Origin of the sequence: Mycobacterium sp. (genome assembly GCF_044370595.1) — a bacterium.
Lineage (GTDB): Bacteria > Actinomycetota > Actinomycetes > Mycobacteriales > Mycobacteriaceae > Mycobacterium.
This window is the reverse complement of sequence record NZ_JBILVF010000006.1, coordinates 25416-47291: the sequence shown is the minus strand read 5'-3', so window position 1 is coordinate 47291 and position 21876 is coordinate 25416. Positions and strand designations below refer to the sequence as shown.

21 protein-coding genes and 2 pseudogenes are annotated in these 21876 nt (G+C 67.2%); 9 read left to right on the top strand and 14 right to left on the bottom strand.

The genetic code is table 11. The features are described 5' to 3' along the window. Positions 1-50: 50 nt before the first annotated feature. Genes ADBZ5N_RS01855 through ssd form a run of 4 tightly spaced genes read right to left on the bottom strand, consistent with a single transcriptional unit; the run spans position 51 to position 3599 of the window. On the bottom strand, positions 51-629 hold the full coding sequence (locus ADBZ5N_RS01855) for a type II secretion system F family protein (protein WP_526255784.1): 579 nt from the start codon (positions 627-629) through the stop codon (positions 51-53). Beyond that, complete coding sequence (locus ADBZ5N_RS01850; RefSeq protein ID WP_526255783.1) at positions 626-1411, bottom strand: type II secretion system F family protein; 786 nt, start codon at positions 1409-1411, stop codon at positions 626-628. Before ADBZ5N_RS01850 ends, ADBZ5N_RS01855 begins: the two co-directional genes overlap by 4 nt. After that, the gene (locus ADBZ5N_RS01845) at positions 1408-2571 is read right to left on the bottom strand and encodes a TadA family conjugal transfer-associated ATPase (RefSeq protein ID WP_526255782.1); all 1164 of its coding nucleotides are present in this window, start codon (positions 2569-2571) and stop codon (positions 1408-1410) included. The genes ADBZ5N_RS01850 and ADBZ5N_RS01845 overlap by 4 nt, the downstream gene beginning before the upstream one ends. Next, complete coding sequence (gene ssd, locus ADBZ5N_RS01840; protein ID WP_526255794.1) at positions 2568-3599, bottom strand: septum site-determining protein Ssd; 1032 nt, start codon at positions 3597-3599, stop codon at positions 2568-2570. The genes ADBZ5N_RS01845 and ssd overlap by 4 nt, the downstream gene beginning before the upstream one ends. Positions 3600-4024: 425 nt before the next feature. On the opposite strand from ssd, the pseudogene ADBZ5N_RS01835 reads away from it, so the two are divergent. After that, a pseudogene (locus ADBZ5N_RS01835) lies at positions 4025-4204 on the top strand (HAD-IB family hydrolase); the annotation flags it as partial. Between the two features lie 391 nt (positions 4205-4595). On the opposite strand, the gene ADBZ5N_RS01830 reads toward ADBZ5N_RS01835, so the two are convergent. Beyond that, entirely contained in the window at positions 4596-5372 is a 777-nt protein-coding gene (locus tag ADBZ5N_RS01830) for a Fic family protein (RefSeq protein ID WP_526255781.1), read from the bottom strand. Positions 5373-5475: 103 nt separating this feature from the next. Here ADBZ5N_RS01830 and acs point away from each other — a divergent pair, with 103 nt between their 5' ends. Continuing rightward, positions 5476-7437 carry an acetate--CoA ligase gene (acs, locus tag ADBZ5N_RS01825; protein ID WP_526255780.1) on the top strand — a complete coding sequence of 654 codons (1962 nt, stop codon included), beginning with the start codon at positions 5476-5478 and terminating at the stop codon, positions 7435-7437. 7 nt (positions 7438-7444) lie between these two features. Here acs and ADBZ5N_RS01820 read toward each other — a convergent pair whose 3' ends face one another. Then, positions 7445-8140: a S1 family peptidase gene (locus tag ADBZ5N_RS01820; RefSeq protein ID WP_526255793.1), complete on the bottom strand. Its 696-nt coding sequence runs from the start codon at positions 8138-8140 to the stop codon at positions 7445-7447. A gap of 188 nt (positions 8141-8328) precedes the next feature. Between ADBZ5N_RS01820 and ADBZ5N_RS01815 the strand changes: the two are divergent. Beyond that, positions 8329-8838, top strand: a pseudogene (locus ADBZ5N_RS01815) (phage holin family protein); the annotation flags it as partial. 530 nt (positions 8839-9368) lie between these two features. Further along, positions 9369-10322 carry an alpha/beta fold hydrolase gene (locus tag ADBZ5N_RS01810; protein ID WP_526255779.1) on the top strand — a complete coding sequence of 318 codons (954 nt, stop codon included), beginning with the start codon at positions 9369-9371 and terminating at the stop codon, positions 10320-10322. Here the strand turns inward: ADBZ5N_RS01810 and marP are convergent. The 4 genes from marP to nth are packed head-to-tail and all read right to left on the bottom strand — an operon-like array spanning position 10312 to position 13605. After that, positions 10312-11499, bottom strand: coding sequence for an acid resistance serine protease MarP (marP, locus tag ADBZ5N_RS01805; RefSeq protein WP_526255778.1), 1188 nt, complete (start codon positions 11497-11499; stop codon positions 10312-10314). The genes ADBZ5N_RS01810 and marP overlap by 11 nt on opposite strands. After that, on the bottom strand, positions 11496-12257 hold the full coding sequence (locus ADBZ5N_RS01800) for an NUDIX hydrolase (RefSeq protein ID WP_526255777.1): 762 nt from the start codon (positions 12255-12257) through the stop codon (positions 11496-11498). The genes marP and ADBZ5N_RS01800 overlap by 4 nt, the downstream gene beginning before the upstream one ends. Positions 12258-12283: 26 nt before the next feature. Further along, positions 12284-12919 carry a TlpA family protein disulfide reductase gene (locus ADBZ5N_RS01795; protein ID WP_526255776.1) on the bottom strand — a complete coding sequence of 212 codons (636 nt, stop codon included), beginning with the start codon at positions 12917-12919 and terminating at the stop codon, positions 12284-12286. A gap of 5 nt (positions 12920-12924) precedes the next feature. Next, complete coding sequence (gene nth, locus ADBZ5N_RS01790; protein ID WP_526255792.1) at positions 12925-13605, bottom strand: endonuclease III; 681 nt, start codon at positions 13603-13605, stop codon at positions 12925-12927. A 216-nt stretch (positions 13606-13821) separates the two neighbouring features. Between nth and ADBZ5N_RS01785 the strand changes: the two genes are divergently transcribed. Beyond that, entirely contained in the window at positions 13822-14115 is a 294-nt protein-coding gene (locus tag ADBZ5N_RS01785; protein WP_526255775.1) for a hypothetical protein, read from the top strand. A 95-nt stretch (positions 14116-14210) separates the two neighbouring features. Continuing rightward, positions 14211-14885, top strand: a complete 675-nt coding sequence (locus tag ADBZ5N_RS01780; RefSeq protein WP_526255774.1) for a Crp/Fnr family transcriptional regulator — start codon at positions 14211-14213, stop codon at positions 14883-14885. A gap of 56 nt (positions 14886-14941) precedes the next feature. On the opposite strand, the gene ADBZ5N_RS01775 is transcribed toward ADBZ5N_RS01780, so the two are convergent. From ADBZ5N_RS01775 to sp36, 3 genes are read right to left on the bottom strand one after another with little or no spacing between them, the layout of a single operon-like run. Next, positions 14942-15715, bottom strand: coding sequence for an MBL fold metallo-hydrolase (locus ADBZ5N_RS01775; protein ID WP_526255773.1), 774 nt, complete (start codon positions 15713-15715; stop codon positions 14942-14944). Positions 15716-15733: 18 nt separating this feature from the next. Next, the gene (locus tag ADBZ5N_RS01770; protein WP_526255772.1) at positions 15734-16189 is read right to left on the bottom strand and encodes a RidA family protein; all 456 of its coding nucleotides are present in this window, start codon (positions 16187-16189) and stop codon (positions 15734-15736) included. A 9-nt stretch (positions 16190-16198) separates the two neighbouring features. Then, positions 16199-16375: a Sp36 family protein gene (sp36, locus tag ADBZ5N_RS01765; RefSeq protein WP_526255771.1), complete on the bottom strand. Its 177-nt coding sequence runs from the start codon at positions 16373-16375 to the stop codon at positions 16199-16201. Positions 16376-16461: 86 nt separating this feature from the next. Here sp36 and bagA point away from each other — a divergent pair, with 86 nt between their 5' ends. Next, positions 16462-17484: an ATPase BagA gene (gene bagA, locus ADBZ5N_RS01760; protein ID WP_526255770.1), complete on the top strand. Its 1023-nt coding sequence runs from the start codon at positions 16462-16464 to the stop codon at positions 17482-17484. Positions 17485-17533: 49 nt separating this feature from the next. Beyond that, positions 17534-18664 (top strand): ATPase BagB, encoded by a 1131-nt coding sequence (bagB, locus tag ADBZ5N_RS01755; protein ID WP_526255769.1) that lies wholly within the window; start codon positions 17534-17536, stop codon positions 18662-18664. 22 nt (positions 18665-18686) lie between these two features. On the opposite strand, the gene ADBZ5N_RS01750 is transcribed toward bagB, so the two are convergent. After that, complete coding sequence (locus tag ADBZ5N_RS01750; protein WP_526255768.1) at positions 18687-19037, bottom strand: WhiB family transcriptional regulator; 351 nt, start codon at positions 19035-19037, stop codon at positions 18687-18689. Positions 19038-19327: 290 nt separating this feature from the next. Between ADBZ5N_RS01750 and ponA2 the strand changes: the two genes are divergently transcribed. Next, on the top strand, positions 19328-21826 hold the full coding sequence (ponA2, locus tag ADBZ5N_RS01745) for a transglycosylase/D,D-transpeptidase PonA2 (protein ID WP_526255767.1): 2499 nt from the start codon (positions 19328-19330) through the stop codon (positions 21824-21826). The last annotated feature ends 50 nt before the right edge of the window (positions 21827-21876 follow it).

The window sequence follows — 21876 nt, the reverse complement described above, 5'->3', positions numbered from 1 at the left end:
GGTTTTCCCTTCTCCGATGTGGACGGTCGAACAAACCCCGGAATTGGTGGTCACAGCGGCCCCGCCCCGAAGATCTCCCCGGCGAGACCCGCGACCACCGGCACGATGCCCAGGCAGACGAAGGCGGGCAGAAAACACAGGCCCAACGGCCCCGCGATGAGGACTCCGGCCCGCTCAGCCGCCGCCGCCGCTCGGTGGGTGACGTCCTGGCGCACTTGCTCAGCCAAATCAGCGGCGCCCTCGGCAAGGGCACTGCCCGATGACGCCGACCGTCGGGCCAGTCTTGCCAGAGCGAGGCAGGCCTCGTCGGCATCACCTGCGCCGACCTGCCAAGCAGTGTCCGGGTCGGCCCCCAGAGCCACCAGATCCGCCGCGCGTCGCAGCAAGGCACCCAGTGCGGCCGGGGCGAAGTGGGCGGTGGCGGCAGCGGCGGCGGAGACGGTCATCCCAGCCGACAGGCACACCGAGAAGACATCCAACGCCGACGCTGTGGCGAAGGGGTCGGCACTGCCTGGCGTCCGGCGTCGAATCCGCCGGCCCGGCAGAGGCGTCCCGGCGCGTTGACGTGCCGCCCGGGACCCGCCGCCGATCAGCAACGCAGCGGCCAGAAGCATTGCGGCCGCGCTCATGTCGCCAGACGATCGACGATGCGGTCAGCCCAGGTGACTCCGAGGCAGATCAATCCGACCCCGATGCCCAGCAGGACGCCGCCCACACCGCCACCGAGCAGGAAACGAACCGGATCAGCCCCGATCAGCTGCCCCAACAGCACACCGAGCGCGGGCAGCGCAGCCAGGATCGCCGCCGTCGCCCGGGCACCGGCCAGTGCGGCGTGCATTCGGTCGGCGAACCGTTGCCGTTCCACGATGTCCCGATGCGCAGCCCGCATCAGAGTGGACAGTGCCAGGCCGTGCTCGGCGGCTAGATCCCAGAACACCGCGAGACGGTTCCAGTGGTCCGGCACCGGCGAGGTCCGCGCCATCACCCGCATACCCTCGGCGACGTCGGCGCCAAGCCGGGCTCGGCTGGCCACGGCCCGCAGCGACCGTGCGGTCTGGCCGCTCGACTCGGCGGCTGCAACGGTGAACGCCGTCACCGGATGTACCCCGACCCGCAACTCTCCGACGAGAACCTCCAGCGCATCGGCCATCGCCCGACCTTCTTGACGGCTCCGTCGGTTTCGGTGCCGCCTGGCCAGGCGCGCGGCGATCAGCAGGCCGCCGAGAACGCACGCCGCCAGCAATGGCAAGGGGGCCGATACCGCCAGAACCGCAGCGCAGGCTGCGGCGGCGAGGGCGCCAGCCGGCGGGACGGCCCTTCGCGGGGCCCGCGGTAGCCGGCGCACCGGCGGGGCCGGAGCGGCGAGCACAGCCACGGCCAGCAGCATTGCGGCTATCGCGATCGCACTCACCGGTGGCGCCGTTCGTCGATCAACGTGGCGAGCAGATCCGCTCCGCGGCAACGGCCCTGGCCGACTCGCCACGCCGGGACTGCCTGACAGTAGCCGGCCTCGTCCCGGCGCAGCACCGCGATTTCGCTGAGCCGGCGTCCGCCCGACCCACGACTGACGTGGAGGATCACCTGCACCGCGGCCGCCAGTTGACTGTGCAGCGCACCGCGGTCAAGTCCACCGAGGGCCGCCAGCGCCTCGAGCCTGGCCGGCACCTCCGCTGGGCTGTTCGCGTGCACGGTTCCACTGCCGCCGTCGTGGCCGGTGTTCAATGCCGCCAGCAAGTCGACTACCTCGCCACCCCGAACCTCGCCGACGACGATGCGGTCCGGCCGCATCCGAAGCGCCTGACGGACCAACTGACGCAGCGTGATCTCCCCGGCTCCTTCGACGTTGGCGCTGCGGGCCACCAAGCGGACCAGATGTGGATGTCGGGGTGTCAGTTCCGGAGCGTCTTCGACGCAGACGATCCGCTCCTGATGAGCGACGGCACCGAGCGCGGCGGCCAACACGGTGGTCTTTCCCGCACCGGTGCCCCCGGACACCAGGAAAGCCAGCCGCGACTTGATGATGTCCAACAGCATCTGTTCGGGCTCGGGGTCTATGGCGCCGACCGCCGCCAATGCCGCCAGGTCGTGGGTGGCCGGGCGCAGCACCCGCAGCGACAGACAGGTTCCCGAGGCGGCGATCGGGGGCAGCACCGCGTGGAGTCGAACACTCAAAGGACCCCATCCCCCACCGGTGAGCTGAGCATCCACCCACGGCTGGGCATCATCGAGGCGGCGTCCCGCCGCCGCGGCCAGTCGCTGCGCCAACCTGCGGACGGCGGCTTCATCGCTGAATCGGATTCCGCTGTGGCGCAATCCGTTCCCATCGTCGATCCAGACCTGGTCGGGCGCGGTCACCAACACATCGGTAGTGCCCTCGGCGCGCAGCAGCGGTTCCAGAATCCCCGCACCAGTCAACTCCGACTCGACCATCCGCAGACTGCTGAGCACTACGGTGTCGCCCAGCACTCCGCCCGACTCGGCCCGGATAGCCGCAGCGACGACCGCCGGGCGCAGCGGAGCCGACTCTGCGGCCAGACGCTCCCGGACCCGGTTGATCAGTGATTCGTTCATGCCGCCCGGCCCGTCGGGTAGCGGTGCAGCACAGTCAGTACGTTGCGGGCCGCGACGGCCAGCGGCGAACGGCGCGGCAGGCGCAGGCCACCCTGCTCAAGCTGTTGGGCCAGTTGCGGTTCCGGGCGCATGGACGCCAGCAGTGGCACGGTGATGGCAGCGGAAACCTCACGGGCGCGCAGCCCCCCGGGCGATGGGCCGCGCACCACCAGACCGATGTTGGGATTGACCGTGTTGAGAGCTCTCACCAACCCGGCGGCGGCGGCTACACCACGCACATCGCAACTTGTGACCACGACAACCAGGTCGGCGCACTGAAGCGCGCATAACGCCGCAGGGCCCAGTTGCCGCGGCAGGTCACAGATGACCGTCCCGCCGCGGCGGCCCGCGTCCAGCACCGCCGCCAGGGCGCCGGGATCGACCTCATGGAATGACCGGGTGCCGGACAGGATGCTCACCCCGCCGCGCCGCGGAAGCACATCCCGCAGCGCCGACCACCCCAGCCGTCCGGTGTGTAGCTGCAGATCGGGCCACCGCAGCCCCGGCATATCCTCGCTGCCCAGCAGCAGGTCGACCCCACCGCTGCACGGGTCGATGTCAACCAGCAGCGCGTCTCCGGCGCAGTCCGCCAATGCGGCGGCGAACACCGATGCGCCAGCGCCTCCGCGCCCACCGACGACAGCGACCAGCCGTCCGGGACGACCGCCCGCCGAACCCGACTCGACCGCCTCGGCGAGGTGTCCCACCACGGTTGCTTCCTGCGCCGGCAGCGTGCAGACGTGCCCGGCACCGACGTCGACCGCAGCACTCCACACCCGGGTAGACGGCTCCGCGGCGTCGACCAGCAGAACGCCGTCGCGGCGGGGAAACCCGGACGCGACACACCGCCGCGCACCCGGTTCGTCGAGGATGATCGCGGCCGCGGAAAGCCAGCTTCGGCGGCTCGGGGTCGCGCTGCCGATGGCTCGGGCTCCGACGGCGGCGACTACCCGGTCGACACTGCCGGACAGTGCGGGATCGCTGATCACCGTCAAGACCGCAGTTTCGGCGCTGGGTGTCCCGCTGGTTGTCCTGAGCGGACTGGCGTGTGTGGCGTACGTCACGGCGCCCACCATGTCCGGCGAGTCCGCAGACGCACCAGTCATCGGGCCAACACCTGTGGATGACAACGGATCTGGGGATGGGCCGCAAGTGAAAGGCCACCAAAAAGGACGACCCTCGCCAGGGGGGGAGTAGGCGAGGGTCGTCGTGCATAAGCCCCGGGGGGTCGGGCTGATGCACGCTCGGCGTAGGCCAAGCAAGGCCAACTATACACACGATCCCGGGTCGCAGCGCAAGAGAATGAGCCAAATTGAAATCAGCGTGTTTTCCTGTGAATTTACCCCTCCCGCCAGGTGGCGTGAACTGCCAGATTTTGCCGCGTTCGAGCACGACGTTGTGGATCCGTTGGTAAGCCGGGCTCCGAGACTGGCCGGTGCTGATCCGCTCCCGCCCGGTCCCACTGCGCGAGCGGATACCGGCACCTTCCGGGGCAGCTGTGGCGACCAGCGCCGCCTTTGATGATCAGCGCCCTGGCCGGCAGAGCGCTGCCTGTTCGGTGACCTCAGCGGCGTTGCGGCGCTTCAGTTTTTGACACGACGAGATTAATTCGACTTTCCTCTTGCTGTGACCGCCGTCACGTAGTACAAAGGAGTCACGGAAGCTTGGCAAGGCCAAGGTGGCGCCGGAAGAGAAGGTTTCATCTCCCGAGCCGAGCGACCCAGCATGGTTCGCGAGTACCCACGCGGAGCACGCCGCGATGTTGGCAGAAGCGTTGCGGGCCTGCGTAATTGAATAGAGCGGGCGAGAATCTGGTTCAACCCTCATTCAAGCAGCGCAATTCAAGACGCCGAGGCCACCCACGCAACCCCTACAGCACGCTTGGTAGCTCGGAACCGTGCTAGCGGGCGGCGGGCCGAACTCGATTCGGAACGCCGCCCGCTTCATATTCGGCGGAGTCAGGGCGCGGTGGTCCGGTACTGCTGTCAGGGTGCTGCGGACTCAGCGATCGAAATCGCCTCACGTGCACCGTCTTCCAGCGCCAGGCAGCACATCGTGATCCACGTGGCCACGCCGTCGGGTTGACCTGTCGCGAACGCCTCACGCGCCGAGCGGTACTCATCGGCGCGCCGCATCCAGTACACCTCGGGTACCCCGAGACCGTGCGGATCCAGCCCGGATGCGATCGTCACCAACCGCGAGACGGCGCGCGCGACGACCCCGTCGGCACTGCCGAAAGCAGCCAGAGTCATCAACTCGCCGTGCGCGACACCGGCCAGCACTGCGGCCGGAACGGCACTTCCGCCCGACACCAGCCGGGTCACAAGATCCAGCCGGGCAACTACCTCGGGCACCGGACGCGGTCGGCCTAGATCGGCATCGGCCACCAGATCTGCAGCGGCAAGAGCATGGAGCCGGGCCAGGGCCTGAAGCGGAGCACGCTGCCATACCCCGATCAGGTTGGTGGCTCCACCCGCCAGTGCCTGACCCACGCGTAGCGCCCCGGCAAGCACCGGATCCTCCGACCCGGCAGCCTCGCCCTGCAACTGCAGACCGCCGCCGTCCAGTGCCGAAGAGCACCGCGCTCCGCGGACCGCGGACTCTGCCGCCGTCACCGGCCAATTGCGAAGATTGGTGCGGTGCCGGTGCGCCCTGCCCAGCGCGGTGCGCGCCGCCTCGGCGGCGTCAGCCACCCCGGGCAGGTCCAGCAGCGGCGCCAGCAGGTCTGGTCCGCCGCGGTGCGATGGCCCGCCGGGTGTCACGAACGGCCACGCTAGCGGCCGGTCCGCCCGGGTGTTGTCGGGGGTCTGGGATTGGGGAATCAAGACTCTGTCCACAGCGCAACGAGTAGTTAGGCTCACGGTTATGACTGAGGCGCACACCGAGGTTCCGACCTACTACCCCCCGCCGGAGAACTTCGCGGAGTCCGCGAACGCAACGGCAGCGCTCTATGAGCAGGCCGATGTCGACCGTCTCGCTTTCTGGGCCGAGCAGGCCAACCGGTTGCATTGGCACACGCCCTTCACCGAGGTTCTCGACTGGTCGGGCGCCCCGGTGGCCAAGTGGTTCATCGGGGGCAAGCTCAACGTCGCCTACAACTGCGTGGACCGCCACGTCGAGGCCGGCAACGGCGACCGGGTGGCCATTCACTGGGAGGGTGAGCCGGTCGGCGATGCCCGCACCATCACCTACGCCCAACTCAAGGACGAGGTGTGCAAGGCCGCCAACGCGCTCACCGGGCTCGGACTGGTGGCCGGCGACCGGGTGGCGATCTACATGCCGATGATTCCCGAGGCGATCGTGGCGATGCTGGCCTGCGCGCGACTGGGGATCATGCATTCGGTGGTCTTCGGCGGCTTCTCCGCCTCGGCGCTGCGGGCGCGCGTCGAGGACGCCCAGGCCAAACTGGTCATCACCACCGACGGCCAGTACCGACGGGGCAGCGCGGTGTCACTCAAAGCGGCCGTCGACGAAGCGGTCGCCGAGCAGGCCTGCGTGCGCAACATCCTCGTCGTCCGGCGTACCGGGACAGACGTGAACTGGACGGAAGGCCGCGACCTGTGGTGGCACGAGACCGTCGATACCGCGTCGAACCAGCACACCCCTGAGGCGTTCGACTCCGAACAACCGCTGTTTCTGCTTTACACCTCGGGCACCACCGGCAAACCCAAGGGAATCATGCACACCTCGGGTGGCTACCTCACCCAGGCGTCCTACACCCACTATTACGTCTTCGACATCAAGCCGGAGACCGACGTCTACTGGTGCACCGCCGACATCGGCTGGGTGACCGGTCACAGCTACATCGTCTATGGCCCGCTGTCCAACGGCGCCACTCAGGTCGTCTACGAGGGAACCCCGGCGTCACCGGACGAACACCGACACTTCCAGGTCATCGAAAAGTACGGCGTCACAATCTATTACACCGCACCGACCCTGGTCCGTACCTTCATGCGGTGGGGCCGGGAGTTGGCCTTCGAACACGATCTGTCCAGCCTGCGGCTACTGGGATCGGTCGGCGAGCCGATCAACCCGGAGGCTTGGCGCTGGTATCGGCTGGTGTTCGGCGGGGACAAGGCACCGATCGTGGACACCTGGTGGCAGACCGAGACCGGGGCGGCGATGATCTCACCACTGCCCGGCGTCACCACCTGCAAACCCGGTTCGGCGATGCGACCTCTGCCCGGCATCTCGGCCAAGATCGTCGACGACCACGGAGTGGAACTCGCACCGGCCGCTGAGGACGGCGAACCCGTCACCGGTTACCTCGTCCTGGACAAGCCCTGGCCGGCCATGTTGCGGGGCATCTGGGGCGATGAGGAACGTTTCGTCGAGACCTACTGGTCGCGGTTCGCCGAGCAGGGCTGGTACTTCGCCGGCGACGGGGCGCGCTACGGCAGCGACGGGGAGGTGTGGGTGCTCGGCCGAATCGACGACGTGATGAATGTCTCCGGCCATCGGATCTCCACCGCCGAGGTGGAGTCTGCGCTGGTGGGGCATGCCGGGGTTGCCGAAGCCGCCGTGGTCGGCGCGTCCGACGAACATACCGGCCAGGCGATCTGCGCCTTCGTCATCCTCAAGGCGCATCACGCCGAGATGTCCACCAAGGACATGGTCGACGAACTGCGCGCCGAGGTTGCCCGCGAGATCTCACCGATCGCCAAGCCCCGCGAGATTCACGTCGTTCCCGAACTGCCCAAGACCCGCAGCGGCAAGATCATGCGGCGGTTGCTGCGCGATGTCGCCGAGGGCCGCGAACTGGGCGACACCTCGACACTGGTGGATCCGACCGTTTTCCAGGCTATCCGGGCCAGCAAAGCGAACTAGACGCCGCTCAGGCGGGGCCGGGAGCCACCCCGGCGGTCGGGACGAAGCCTGCACCGGGGCGATCCTTGACGGCGAGGTCGGCCAGGATCGAGGTCATCGACATGGTGATCGCCGGCGTGTGCAGCGGGATGTACTTGATGATGCAGGTGGGCAGTCCCTCGGTGAACGCCCCGTGGATCATGCCGACCAGTTTGTTGTTGACCGTCACCGGCGCCCCGGAATCCCCGGGCCGACCGCAGACCTGGTTGACGATGGTGCCGGGGTCTTGGCCCGGACCCCACGTCACCCCGCAGGAATAGCCGGTGGTGCGCCCCAGCTTGCAGGCGACCTGACCGAAGGCAGGGTCCGGGCCGAGACCGTCGATCACGAAGCCATTCCAATTCGCGACGGGGGCAACCTTGGCGGGATCAAACCGGATGACGGCGTAGTCGAGTCCGTCATTGCCGGCCACCATGGTGCCCAGGGTGCCGCGGTCTTCGGCACCCTCGGCGGCAACCTGGGCGCCGGGGCCGCCGCAGTGCGCGGAGGTGAAGCCGACGAGTGCTCCGGTGCGGTCCTTGCCGATCGCGGTCAGCGTACAGAAGGTCTCGCCGTCAATGACCAGGCCCGCGCCGCCGCCGAGGGGTACCGGATCAGCGGCGGCGGCAACCGGCGCAGCGGGTAGGAGCGCGACGCAGGACAGGGCGCTGACCCCCAGGGCCAACGCCGTCCGTCGCAAACCGGTTGCGCTGACCGCTGCCACCTCCACTGCCACCTCCACTGCCGACACTGTGTGAACCACAAGTCTAACTTGGCCACTCCAGTAACTTTGGTAACAACGTCCGGGGTACCCCGGCCGCGTGTCCGACGTGGCAACATGAACTCCCGACCACACGACTCTGGAGGACTGCCGTGAGCAAACGGGATCGCAAGAACGGGGTGCCCACCACGGCCACCTCGATTCCGCTGGTAGACCCACATGCGATGCCGCCCAACCCCTCGATCGGCGACTTGGTCAAAGACGCCACCACCCAGGTCTCGACGCTGGTCCGGGCCGAGGTCGAACTGGCGAAAGCCGAGATCACCCGAGATGTGAAGAAGGGCCTCACCGGCAGCATCTTCTTCATCCTGGCCCTGGTCGTACTTCTTTACTCGACCTTCTTCATGTTCTTCTTCCTGGCCGAACTCCTGGACACCTGGCTGTGGAGGTGGGCGGCGTTCCTGATCGTCTTCATCCTGATGCTCGTCGTCACCGCTGTTTTCGCACTACTCGGTTACCTCAAGGTGCGCCGAATCCGCGGACCTCAGCAGACCATCGAGTCGGTCAAGGAGACCACCGCGGCGCTCACGCCGGGGCTGTCGAAGTTCGCCGGCGGAGCATCGAACACCCCGGCCCCAACCCGGGCCCCGGCACCGACCCCGGCACCGTCGCCGGCGTCACGGCGCCCTGCGGTCACCGCCGCGCCGGCGGCACCCGCCGTGGTGACAACGACGGCAGCGTCCACGGTGACTCACCCGGCCGCACCGGAGCGCACGGATTACCAGGAGCACCCCGAATACTCGGAGGACCCGGTCTACGAATACGAGACGGATTACCCGGAATCCGCGGCGTACGGGGAATCCGTGGATTACGGGGAATCGGCGGAGTACGTGGAGTACGGGGAACCTCAATACACCGAATACACGCCGGCGACTGAGTACACGGTGGTGACCGAGTACACCGAGCCCAGCACAGCGACCGAATACACCGAGCCCAGCACAGCGACCGAATACACCGAGCCCAGCACAGCGACCGAATACACGCCGGCGACCGAGTACACGGTGGCGACCGAGTACACCGAGCCCGCCGAGTACCCACCCGGCTACGACCCGACCGCCGCGGTGTACTCCGATACCGGCCTGCCCGTCACCCCGCCGTCGGACCGGTTGCCCGGCGATCCGTCTGGTTGGTGATGAGTCGCCCGGACCCGTCGGTCACCCGCATCGAGGGCCCGTGGCGTCACCACGACGTTCACGCCAACGGCATCCGGTTCCAGTGCGTCGAAGCTCTACCCGCCGACGATGACGCCCCGCCCACCGCGCGACCGTTGGTCATCCTGCTACACGGGTTTGCCTCGTTCTGGTGGTCGTGGCGTCATCAGTTGCGCGGCCTGACCGGGGCCCGGGTGGTCGCCGTGGACCTGCGCGGATACGGCGGCAGCGACAAGCCCCCGCGCGGTTACGACGGCTGGACCCTCGCCGGTGACACCGCGGGCCTGGTTCGGGCGCTCGGACACACCTCGGCCACCCTTGTGGGGCATGCCGATGGCGGGCTGGTGTGCTGGGCCACCGCGGAACTGCACTCCCGGGTGGTTGACGCCATCGCGCTAGTCAGTTCCCCGCACCCCGCGGCCCTGCGCAGGTCGGTGCTGATCAACCGCGACCAGCGCCGCGCTCTGCTTCCGAGCCTGCTGCGCTACCAGGTTCCACGCTGGCCGGAAAACCTGCTCACCCGCAACGACGCCGAGGAACTGGAGGCGCTGATCCGGACCCGCGCCTCCACGAAATGGCTTGTTTCCGAGGACTTCTCGGAAAGCATGGCACACCTGCGTCAGGCCATCCAGATCCCGTCGGCGGCTCATTCGGCCCTGGAATACCAGCGCTGGGCGGTGCGCAGCCAGACCCGCAGCGAGGGGCGCCGCTTCATGAAGCTGATGAACCGCCCGATCGACCTACCCCTGCTGCATCTGCACGGCGAGGGGGATCCCTACGTTCTGAGCGACCCGGTCCAGCGAAGCCGCCGGTACGCCCCGCGCGGGCGGTTCGTGGAGATTCCCGGGGTGGGACACTATGCCCACGAAGAAGCGCCCGGGGAGGTCAACGAGCACCTCCAGCGTTTCCTCAACTCCGTGATGCTCAGCCGGTGACACAGGCGCCGGTCGGCACCTTGGACGTATTGCCGATCTTGGCCAGCTGTCGGGACACCTCGTCGGTGGTCATCACGAAGCCGGTGTCGTTGTCGTCAACACCCGCGCCGAATACCACGCCGATCACCTGACCTGCGCGATTGATCATCGGGCCACCTGAATTCCCTTGGCGGACGATCCCTCTGATGGTGTAGACCTCACGATTGACTGTCTTACTCTTGTAGATGTCAGGTCCGCTAAGTTCGATGATCTCCCGGACCCGTGCGGGAGTGGCGACGAAGTCACCACCGCCCGGGAAGCCGAGCACCACAGCATCGGTGCCCGTCTTCGCGGGCTGGTCGGCGAACACCAACGGCGGCTGCGGCAGCGTCGGCACATCGAGAATGGAGATGTCGGCATCGGGGTCGTAGGACACCACCGTCGCTTCGTAGGTCTTACCCTCGGCTTCGACGGTCACACTGTCCGAGCCGGCCACGACATGCGCATTGGACATGACCCGATTGGGTGCGATGACGAAACCGGTTCCCTCAAGCACCTTTTGACAGCTCGATGCCACACCGCGGATCTTGACCACACTGGGCCGCGACTTTGCGACGACAAGGCTGTCGGCCAGCGATGCGTCCGGTTCGTCGACGGCCGGCACCGGGGGGCGCAGTGGCTCAAGGACTTCCGGCAGACCCGAGGTGTTCAGCAGCGCCGACACCCGGTTGGGTACGGCGCGCAACCAGTTGGGGGCGTACTTGTCGACCTCGGTGATGACCTTCGAATCACGGGCGGCAGCAGCCAGACTGGTCTGGTTGGAAGTCGTCAGAGGGCTGCCCAGCAGCCACGCGGCGATGAGCACCACCAGAAGTTGCAGCCCGACACCGGTCAGAGAGTCGATCACCCGGACCGGACCGCTGCGGATCGACCCGCGGACCGCGCGGCCCAGCACAACTCCGGCGACCTCGCCGATGACCACCAGCGCGAGGATGAGAAGCAATGCGGTGAAAAGCTTTCCGCGCGGCGAGTCGACGAGGCCGACGACGTGCGGAGCGAGCATCACGCCGGCGATTGCGCCGAGGACAACCCCGATGAACGACATCAGGGAACCCAACGCACCAGACCGCCATCCGGAGATCGCGGCAATCAAGGCCACGCCGATGATGGCGAAGTCCAGCCATTGCGAGCCCGTCACACCGGTTCCTCCCTATCGTCGCGCCCGTCGCCGACGAGAGCCATCGCTTCGTCCAACTCTCGCACGTCGTCGGTGTCCCACGGTTGTGACCACCCGGCCACGTCGAGCATTGCCGAGATTACGTGTCCGGTGAAGCCCCACACCAACATCTCGTTGAGCAGGAACGCCGGGCCGGCATAGCGTCGGTGCGCATCGCTGCGGTACACCATCAGCCGGTTCCGCGGATTGATGAACGCCCGCAGGGGAACCCGTGCGACAGCGGCCGTCTCCGATTCGTCAACCACCGTGACCGGCCCCGGATCCGGTGAATAGGCCAGCACCGGCACCACGTGGAAGCCGGACGGCGGGATGAAAATTCGTTCCAGGGTGCCCAAGGGGTGCAGGCGCGCGGGGTCGAGTCCGGTCTCCTCGTTGGCCTCCCGAAGAGCGGTGTGCACCGGACCGGGGTCGGTGGGGTCGACCGCCCCGCCGGGGAAGGCCGCCTGACCAGCGTGGTGGCGTAGGGTCCCCGCCCGAACTGTCAGCAGCAGATCGGCTTGATCGGGCACGCCGCCTGCCGGATGGTCGGCGGCCGGGCCGGAAAACAGCACCAGCACGGCGGCGTCCCGGGAGTTGCCGGCGGCGGCACCGCTGAGTGCGGCCACCAGTTCCGGGGGCACCCGGCGGCGGTAAACCTCCGGAATGCGGTCGAGGTTGTCCACCAACGGCGCCAACCACGGCGGCCGCGCCTGCGGTCGAAGGGCTCCCGCTGCGCTCACCGGGAGGCTCCAGTCCTGCGCCGCCACTACCGCAGCGCCGTATCCACCGCAGCTGCGACCTCATCGGCGCTGGTGAATGGCTGCGGCAGCACCCGAGCAACGCTACCGTCCCGGCGCAGCACCACCGTCGCAGGCATGACGTTCGGCACGCCGAGGGCAGCGGCGATGCTGCGTCGCCCGTCCTGGAACACTGGCAATCGGACACCGAGTTCGGCCATCCGCAGCAGTCCCGCGGTCTCGTTCTCGTCCTGATGGACGGTCACCACGTCTACCGCGTCGCCGACCCGGCGCTGATACTCCTGTAACGCCGGAAGTTCGTCGGCGCACGGACCGCACCAATAGGCCCATAGGTTCAACACCACCGGGCGGCCCGCCAGCACCGCGGCGACGTCGACGTCAGAACCGTCGGCGGCGCACTCCACCACCACACCGCGCAGCCGCTCTGGACCGGCGCCACCGCTGGGAGCCGGACAGGGCGGCAGTCCCGCGCGCCGCCGCGGTTCGGCGAGCGCCTGCGGGGTGTCGGCGTCGCGGTGGGTCCGCTGGGACGGCGCACCCTGAGTCGGTTGGTTCGGCCGTTGAACGAGTTCGAGGGTCAGTGCCACCGCGAGGGCGGCCAGCACGGCCAACACCGCCAGTGTCCAACGGGTCGACGTGCGCATGGTCCCTAGAGCCCGGCCAGCGCAAGGAGATGCTCGGTCTCCGGCCCGCGGACCAGTTCGGCGGCGAGCAGGGGTTCGGTCGGGCCGGTGCCGTAGGACGGGCAGTCCTTGGCCAGCACGCAGACCCCACACGCAGGCTTTCGAGCGTGGCACACCCGACGGCCGTGGAAGATCACCCGGTGGCTGAGCAGGGTCCACTCCCGTCGTTCGATCAGTGCCCCAACCGCATGCTCGACTTTGACCGGGTCGGTCTCGGCGGTCCATCGCCAGCGGCGCACCAACCGGCCGAAGTGGGTGTCGACGGTGATCCCCGGAGTGTCGAAGGCGTTGCCGAGGATCACATTGGCGGTCTTGCGACCGACGCCAGGCAGCGTCACCAGGTCGTCCATGGTCTGCGGCACCTCGCCGCCGAATCGCTGAACCAATTCCTGGCCGAGCCGGATCAACGAGTTGGCCTTGTTGCGGTAGAAGCCGGTGGGCCGGATCAACTCCTCCACTTGGTTGCGGTTGGCCTCGGCGTAATCGTGGGCGGTGCGGTACTTGGCGAACAACGCCGGCGTGGTGAGGTTGACCCGCTTGTCGGTACTTTGCGCGGACAGGATGGTCGCCACCGCCAGTTCGAGCGGATTGGTGAAGTCCAGTTCGCAGTACACGTGCGGGAACGCGATGGCCAGAGCACGGTTCATCCGACGGGCTCGCCGCACCAGGCCGAGATGAGTTTCGGCATCCCACTTCGAAGACCCGCCCGAGGAATTGGGCCCCGAGGAATTGGGTACCGAGGAATTGGGTACCGAGGAATTGGGTACCGCACCCGCCATCACGGCTGCCAGGTTACTGACCGCCGACAGACCGGTGGCAATTCGTGATCCTGATGAGACTTCCCGCCGGTTAACTTGCCCGCTATGTCCTGGTTGGTTGCGGTGTGTTTTCCCGGACTGCTGATGGTGTGCGCGGTCGGGTTGCAGCGCTTGGAGAGCCTGCTGCACGGTGACCGTCCATCGGCAGTCGAGCTGGTCGCTCGGCTGGAACGGGCGGCGCGCAACGCGCGGCAGAAGGCCGCCCAGCGAGCACTACGCGAACTGTCCGAGGCGCCGCCTCTGGGCCGGCTCGATCCGGTGTTGCTGATCGACGAACCCGGGTTGCCGACCCGCCCGAATCCGTTGTTTCAACCATCGGGGTTGGGCAATCGTGTGTAGCGTTGGGAAGGCTTCGAGCCTGACTAACCATTAGGCTCGAAGTTGCGCGTGTTCAAGTACCGATCTGCTGAGACCGATGAGCTAAGAGGGGCAACGTGGACGAGATCCTGGCGAGGGCCGGAATCTTCCAAGGGGTGGATCCCGCCGCTGTCTCCGCGCTGACCAAGCAGCTGCAGCCGGTGGACTTTCCGCGCGGCCACACCGTGTTCAACGAGGGCGAGCCGGGTGACCGGCTCTACATCATCATGTCCGGCAAGGTGAAGATCGGTCGCCGCTCCTCCGACGGGCGGGAGAACCTGCTGACCATCATGGGGCCATCGGACATGTTCGGTGAGCTGTCCATCTTCGACCCCGGGCCACGCACCTCCAGCGCCACCACCATCACCGAGGTGCGCGCGGTGTCGATGGACCGCGACGCGCTGAAAGCCTGGATCAACGACCGCCCCGAGATCGCCGATCAATTGCTGCGTGTTCTGGCCCGTCGGCTGCGGCGCACCAACAACAATCTCGCCGACCTGATCTTCACCGACGTCCCGGGCCGTGTTGCCAAGCAACTGCTGCAACTGGCGCAGCGCTTCGGCACCCAGGAGGGCGGGGCGATGCGGGTCACCCACGACCTCACCCAGGAGGAGATCGCTCAGTTGGTCGGGGCGTCGCGGGAGACCGTGAACAAGGCGCTGGCCGACTTCGCCCATCGCGGCTGGATTCGGCTGGAGGGCAAAAGTGTGTTGATCTGCGACTCTGAACGGCTGGCGCGCCGCGCCCGGTAAGGGTCCTTTGAGATTGCACTGACGCAGGCCATCACTGGCATTTTTCCAACCTGACGTCAATGTCGACGCAGGTAATCAAGCTGCGCACGCACCGACGATTCCGCGGCGTCCCACAGCTTCGTGTCGACATCGGCATAGACGTGTTCGACCACCTCGCGGGCCGTGGCGTCCGCACCGAGGGTCTGCAACGCCGCGCGCACCTGCTCGAGCCGCTGCGCGCGGTGGGCCAGGTACGTCTCGGCGACAGCCCGAATGTGCTCCTGATCGGGACCGTGGCCGGGCAGGACCCGACGCCGGCCCAGTCCCTGCAGTTTGCGCAGCGACTCCAGATAGTCGGCCAGGCTGCCGTCTTCGGCGTCGATGACGGTGGTGCCGCGGCCGAGCACGGTATCACCGGTCAGCACGGCGTCATCAAGGACGAAACTGACTGAATCGGCGGTGTGACCCGGAGTGGCCAGCACCCCGATCCGCAGCCCGGCGGCATGGATGATGTCGCCGTCGTACAGGTAGCCGCCGAGCCCGCGGAGGAATCCACTGCCGACCGCGCGCACGGTGGCTCCGGTGGCATCGACGAGTTTGTCGATGCCGTCGGTGTGATCGCCGTGGCGATGACTGATCAGCACCATCGCGATTCGGCTGATCGCTGCCAGCCGGCTGATGTGCTCATCATCGTCGGGACCGGGATCGACGATCACCGCCTCGGCACTGCCGGGGGCCCGAAGCACCCAGGTGTTGGTGCCCTCCAAGGTCAGCGGGCCGGGGTTCTGGCACAGAAGCACCGAAGCCGATTCGGTGACCGGCCGCAACGTGCCGTAAGACGGGTGGGTCACCTGACGGTCACCGCAGGCTCACGCCACCTCGACGATGAGTTCGACCTCGACGGGAACGTCCAGGGGCAGTGAGGCCACCCCGACCGCTGAGCGGGCGTGCGCGCCGGCTTCTCCGAACACCTCGCCGAGGAACTCAGAGGCACCGTTGACCACGCCCGGTTGCCCGGTGAAACCAGGTGCCGATGCCACGAACCCGACGACTTTGACCACCCGGACCACCGAATCCAGACCGACGAGCGCGTCGATGGCGGACAGGCTGTTGAGGGCGCAGGTGCGCGCCGCCGCCTTAGCCTCCTCGGGGCTCACCTCGGCGCCGACCTTGCCGAAGTGGGTCGGCTTGCCGCCGGCCAGTGGGAGCTGACCGGAGGTGTAGACCAGATTGCCGGTGCGCACCGCGGGAACGTAGGCCGCCAGCGGGGTGGCCACCGCCGGAAGCGTGATGCCGATTTCGGCCAGCCGCGCTTTAGCACTCATTCAGGCTGCTCACTTCGGCCTCTTGAGATAGGCGACGTGTTGCTCCCCGGTCGGCCCATGCAGTACCGAGACCAGTTCCCAGCCGTCGGCACCCCACTGGTCGAGAATCTGCTTGGTTGCATGGGTCAGCAACGGCACCGTCGCGTACTCCCACGTGGTTGGTTGACTCTTGGTTGCTTCGGTCACTGCCGAAGCCTAACCTCCCGGCGGCGGCCGGCTCTCGCCGATTCAGCGAGCAGGACTTCGACCATGGTGGCCTTGGATAGCATGCAGTGGTGGCGACCAACCCGAGCGAGCACAGCGTAGTCGGCTGGCCAGACCGCCTCACCCAGGCCCGACTTCATTTTGTCACCGGTAAGGGTGGAACCGGTAAGACCACTGTCGCCGCTGCGCTGGCGCTGACGCTGGCAGCCGGTGGCCGGCGGGTGCTGCTGGTGGAAGTCGAAGGGCGGCAGGGCATTGCCCAACTCTTCGATGTTCCGCCGTTGCCCTACCAGGAGGTCAAAGTCGCCACCGCCGACGCCGGTGGGCACGTCAACGCATTGGCGATCGACCTCGAGGCCGCCTTCCTGGAATACCTGGACATGTTCTACAACCTGGGGCTTGCCGGGCGGGCGATGCGCCGGGTAGGGGCCATCGAGTTCGCCACGACGATCGCCCCGGGCCTGCGCGACGTGCTGCTGACCGGGAAAATCAAGGAGGCCGCCGTCCGGTTGGACGCCAACAAACGACCGGCCTACGACGCGATCGTCGTCGATTCGCCGCCCACCGGCCGGATCAGCCGGTTCCTGGACGTAACCAAGGCGTTGTCGGATATCGCCAAGGGCGGCCCGGTGCACGGCCAGGCCGAGGGGGTGGTGCGGCTGCTGCACTCCGAACAGACCGCCATCCACCTGGTGACCCTGCTGGAGGCGTTGCCGATCCAGGAGACCATCGAGGCCATCGAGGAGTTGGAGCAGCTCGAACTCCCGGTGGGCAGCGTGATCGTCAATCGCAACATCCCCGCCTTCCTGCCGGCCGAAGCCCTGGCATCGGCTGCCGACGGGGTGATCGACGCCGATGCCATCCGCGGTGGGTTGACCCGCGCCGGGATCACCATGGCGGACCCGGATTTCGCCGGCCTGCTGACCGAGACGATCGAACATGCCAGCCGGATCCGGGCCCGCTCGGAGAGCGCGCTGGAGTTGGAGAAGCTGGACGTGCCACGGCTGGAACTGCCCACTATCACCGACGGGGTGGATCTGGGCAGTCTCTACGAACTGGCCGAAATCCTTGCCCAGCAAGGTGTCAGGTGAGCGGGGCGGATCGGACCGGTTGGGGTTCGCAGATGAGCGGAGCGGGTCGATGAGCGGAGCACCTCCGGCGCTGGACATGAAGTCAATCCTGTCCGACAAGTCCAACCGCGTGGTCGTATGTTGCGGGGCCGGCGGGGTCGGGAAGACGACCACCGCGGCGGCGATGGCGCTGCGCGCGGCTGAGTACGGCCGCAGTGTCGTGGTGTTGACCATTGATCCCGCCAAGCGGCTGGCGCAGGCCCTGGGCATCAAGGAACTCGGCAATGAGCCTCAGCAGGTACCACTGGGCCCGGAGGTCGCCGGCGAGTTGTACGCGATGATGCTCGACATGCGGCGGACCTTCGATGAAATGGTGATCGAATACTCCGATCCCGAACGCGCACAAGCGATTCTGGACAACAAGTTTTATCAGACCGTCGCGACGTCACTGGCCGGCACCCAGGAGTACATGGCCATGGAGAAGCTCGGCCAACTGCTGGCCCAGGACCGCTGGGATCTGGTGGTGGTCGACACTCCACCGTCACGAAACGCGCTGGATTTCCTTGACGCCCCCAAACGGCTGGGCAGTTTCATGGACAGCCGACTGTGGAAGCTCTTCTTGGGGCCCGGCCGCGGTCTGGGCAAACTGGTCACCGGTGCAATGGGTCTGGCCATGAAGGCGCTGTCGACCATCGTCGGCTCGCAGATGCTCTCCGACGCCGCCACCTTCGTGCAGTCGCTGGACTCGACGTTCGGCGGCTTCCGGGAGAAGGCTGACCGCACCTACGAGTTGCTCAAGCGGCGCGGCACCCAGTTCGTGGTCGTCTCGGCGGCCGAACCGGACGCGCTTCGCGAGGCCACCTTCTTCGTCGACCGCCTCTCCCAGGAGGGCATGCCTCTGGCCGGGCTGGTGCTGAACCGGACCCACCCAATGCTGTGCCCGCTGACGGTGGAGCGCGCAATCGACGGCGCCGTCGAGCTCGAAGCCTCCCCCGACATCGACGGGAACGAGATCACTGCGGGGGTACTGCGCATCCATGCCGACCGTGGCATGACCGCGAAGCGCGAGGTGCGGTTGTTGTCCCGATTCACCGGCGCCAACCCGCACGTGAGGGTGGTGGGCGTCCCGTCGTTGCCGTTCGACGTCTCGGATATGAACGCACTCCAGGCCATCGCCGATCAGATCACCGGCGAGAACTAGAACCCCGCCAAACCGGGAAGCGTCAGGAGACGCTGCGGTGCTGGCGGGCGGCGAAGAACTCCGCCCACGAGGTCACATCGGGGTGCTGCTTGAGCAGGGCGCGGCGCTGACGTTCTGTCATGCCGCCCCAGACGCCGAACTCGACGCGGTTGTCCAGGGCGTCGGCACCGCATTCCATCATCACCGGGCAGTGCCGGCAGATGACGGCGGCTTTGCGTTGAGCAGCCCCCCGGACGAACAACTGGTCGGGATCGGCCGACCGACACAACGCTCTGGATACCCAGGCGATACGGGCTTCCCCGTTGACCATCTGGACCGTACTTTGCAATGACACTGAGGTAGTCCTGCGGGCAGCGGGCCGAGTCCCCGACACGGGCGATCCCTTCGTCTCAGCCGCCTGTCTGGCGGCGAATCCCTCCGATGTAGACCCGGTGCGATCTACGCCACAGTGCGAGGCACGGTGTTAGCTGCGTCGCACTGTCCGATTAAAATAGGTGGTCAGGTCGCGTTTGCGCAACAGTGCGGTGACAGGTTTTTTGGGACAACCGTCCAGCCTGACCATGAACTGCGGTTTTACGACTCAGGCGTCACAAATCCTGCTCCGGCGTGAGACGCCCGGGCACTCGGCCCAGCCGCCCGGATCCCGTTAGTACGCTGTACCCCATGTCGGAACGCCCCTCGGCCGGTTCCACGATCATCAAGCTGGCGTGGTCCTGCCTGTTGGCCAGCGTGCTCGTGGCGGCTCTGCTGTTCCCCGTCGTGGGCGGCCTGGGGCTGATGTCCAACCGTGCCTCAGAGATCGTGGCCAATGGATCGGCGCAGGTCCTGGAAGGCGACGTCCCGGCCGTGACCACCATGGTCGACGCCAGAGGTACCACGATCGCCTGGCTGTACTCCCAGCGCCGCTTCGAGGTCCCCGGCGACAAGATCGCCGACACCATGAAGCTGGCGATCGTCGCGATCGAGGACAAACGGTTCGCCGAGCACAACGGGGTGGACTGGAAGGGCACTCTGACCGGTCTGGCCGGCTACGCCTCCGGGGCTCTGGACGCCCGCGGTGGTTCCACGATCGAACAGCAGTACGTCAAGAACTACCAACTGCTCGTTGTCGCCCGCAACGACGCCGAGAGACGCGCGGCGGTGGCACCGACCCCGGCCCGCAAGCTGCGCGAGATCCGGATGGCGCTGAGCCTGGACAAGACGCTGACAAAGCCGGAGATTCTCACCCGGTACCTCAACCTGGTGTCGTTCGGCAACGGCGCGTTCGGCATCCAGGACGCCGCCCAGACCTATTTCGGCATCGACGCCTCAGCCCTGAACTGGGAGCAGTCCGCTCTGCTGTCCGGCCTGGTTCAGTCGACCAGCACGCTGAACCCCTACACCAACCCCGATGGTGCGCTGGTGCGGCGGAACCTTGTGCTGGACACAATGATTGAACAGATACCGAATAGAGCCGAGGAGTTACGGGCGGCCAAGCAGAAGCCGCTGGGCATTCTTCCGCGGCCCAACGAGTTGCCGCGCGGTTGCATCGCCGCCGGCGACCGCGCCTTCTTCTGTGATTACGTCCAGGAGTACCTCGCCCGGGCGGGCTTGAGTAAAGAGCAGATCGCCAAGGGCGGCTACCTGATCAGGACCACTCTGGACCCCGACGTGCAGGCCGAAGTCAAGAAAGCCGTCGACTCCAGAGCCGCCCCGGACCTGGACAGCATCGCCAGCGTGATGAATGTGGTGCTACCCGGCAAGACCGGCCACCCCGTCATCGCAATGGTCGGTAACCGCACCTACGGCCTCGACGCCGACGCAGGCCAGACCGTTCAGCCACAACCGTTTTCGATGGTCGGGGACGGGGCTGGCTCGATCTTCAAAATCTTCACCGCCGCCGCGGCCCTCGATCTGGGCCTGGGTATCAACGCCACCCTCGATGCGCCCGGTTGGTTCCAGGCCAAGGGTCTCGGTGATGGGGGCGCCAAAGGCTGCCCGAAGGACAACTGGTGCGTGATCAATTACCGGGATCCGCGGAATTTGACGATGTCGGTCACCGACGCCTTGGCGAGGTCGCCGAACACCGCCTTCGCCAAGCTCATTTCCCAGGTGGGCGTCGACCGGACTGTGGACATGGCGGTCAGGTTGGGACTGCGGTCCTACGCCGAACCGGGTAGCGCCCGGGGCTACAACCCGCCCGATGCCAACGAGAGTCTGGCCGACTTCATCAAGCGGCAGAACATCGGCTCGTTCACACTGGGCCCGTTCCCGGTGAACCCTCTGGAACTGGCCAATGTTGCGGCGACACTGGCGTCCGGTGGGGTGTGGTGCCCGCCTAACCCCATCGACAAGATCTATGACCGCCGGGGCAACGAGATCGCGATCAACGCCGATGCCTGCGAGCAGGTGGTGCCGGAGGGTTTGGCCAACACCCTGTCGAATGCCATGGGTAAGGACACCGTTGGTATCGGCACGGGAGCCCCGGCCGCCAATGCGGCCGGTTGGACGCTGCCGATGTCGGGTAAGACCGGCACCACCGAAGCGCACCGCTCAGCGGGCTTCGTCGGTTACACCAACCGCTACGCCGCGGTGAGCTACATCTACGACGACTCGCCGGAGCCCAGCGATCTGTGTTCGTTCCCGCTGCGCAAGTGTATCGAGGGCGACCTCTTCGGCGGCAAGGAACCGGCCGATACCTGGTTCACCGCAATGACTCCGATCGCCCAGGACTTCGGCGATGTCAGCCTGCCGCCGACCGACCCCCGCTACGTCGACGGGGCGCCGAGCTCCCGCGTTCCCAACGTCAACGGTATGAGCCAAGAAAGTGCCCGGGAAGAGTTGCGCGCCTCGGGATTTCAGGTCGCCGACGGCGTGTCGATGGTCAACAGCAAAGCATCGTCGGGCACTGTCGTCGGCACGTCACCGAGCGGCCAGACGATACCGGGGATCATCGTCACTCTGGTGGTGAGTAACGGCGTGCCCCCTGCACCGCCACCGTCGCCGAAACCGGAGCCGCCGCCGGGCGGTCCGCCGCCACCGCCCCCGCTACCCGGGATGCCGCCGGGCGTCGGTTCGACAGTGGTGCAGATTCCGGGACTTCCGCCGATCACCGTTCCGGTGCTCCCGCCGCCCCTACCGCCACCGCCACCGGGAGCGCCTCCACCACCGCCGCCTCCGTAGCCGGCGGCGTCGAGAATTACTCATCCCACTGCGGCCACCGCTGGCAGTAG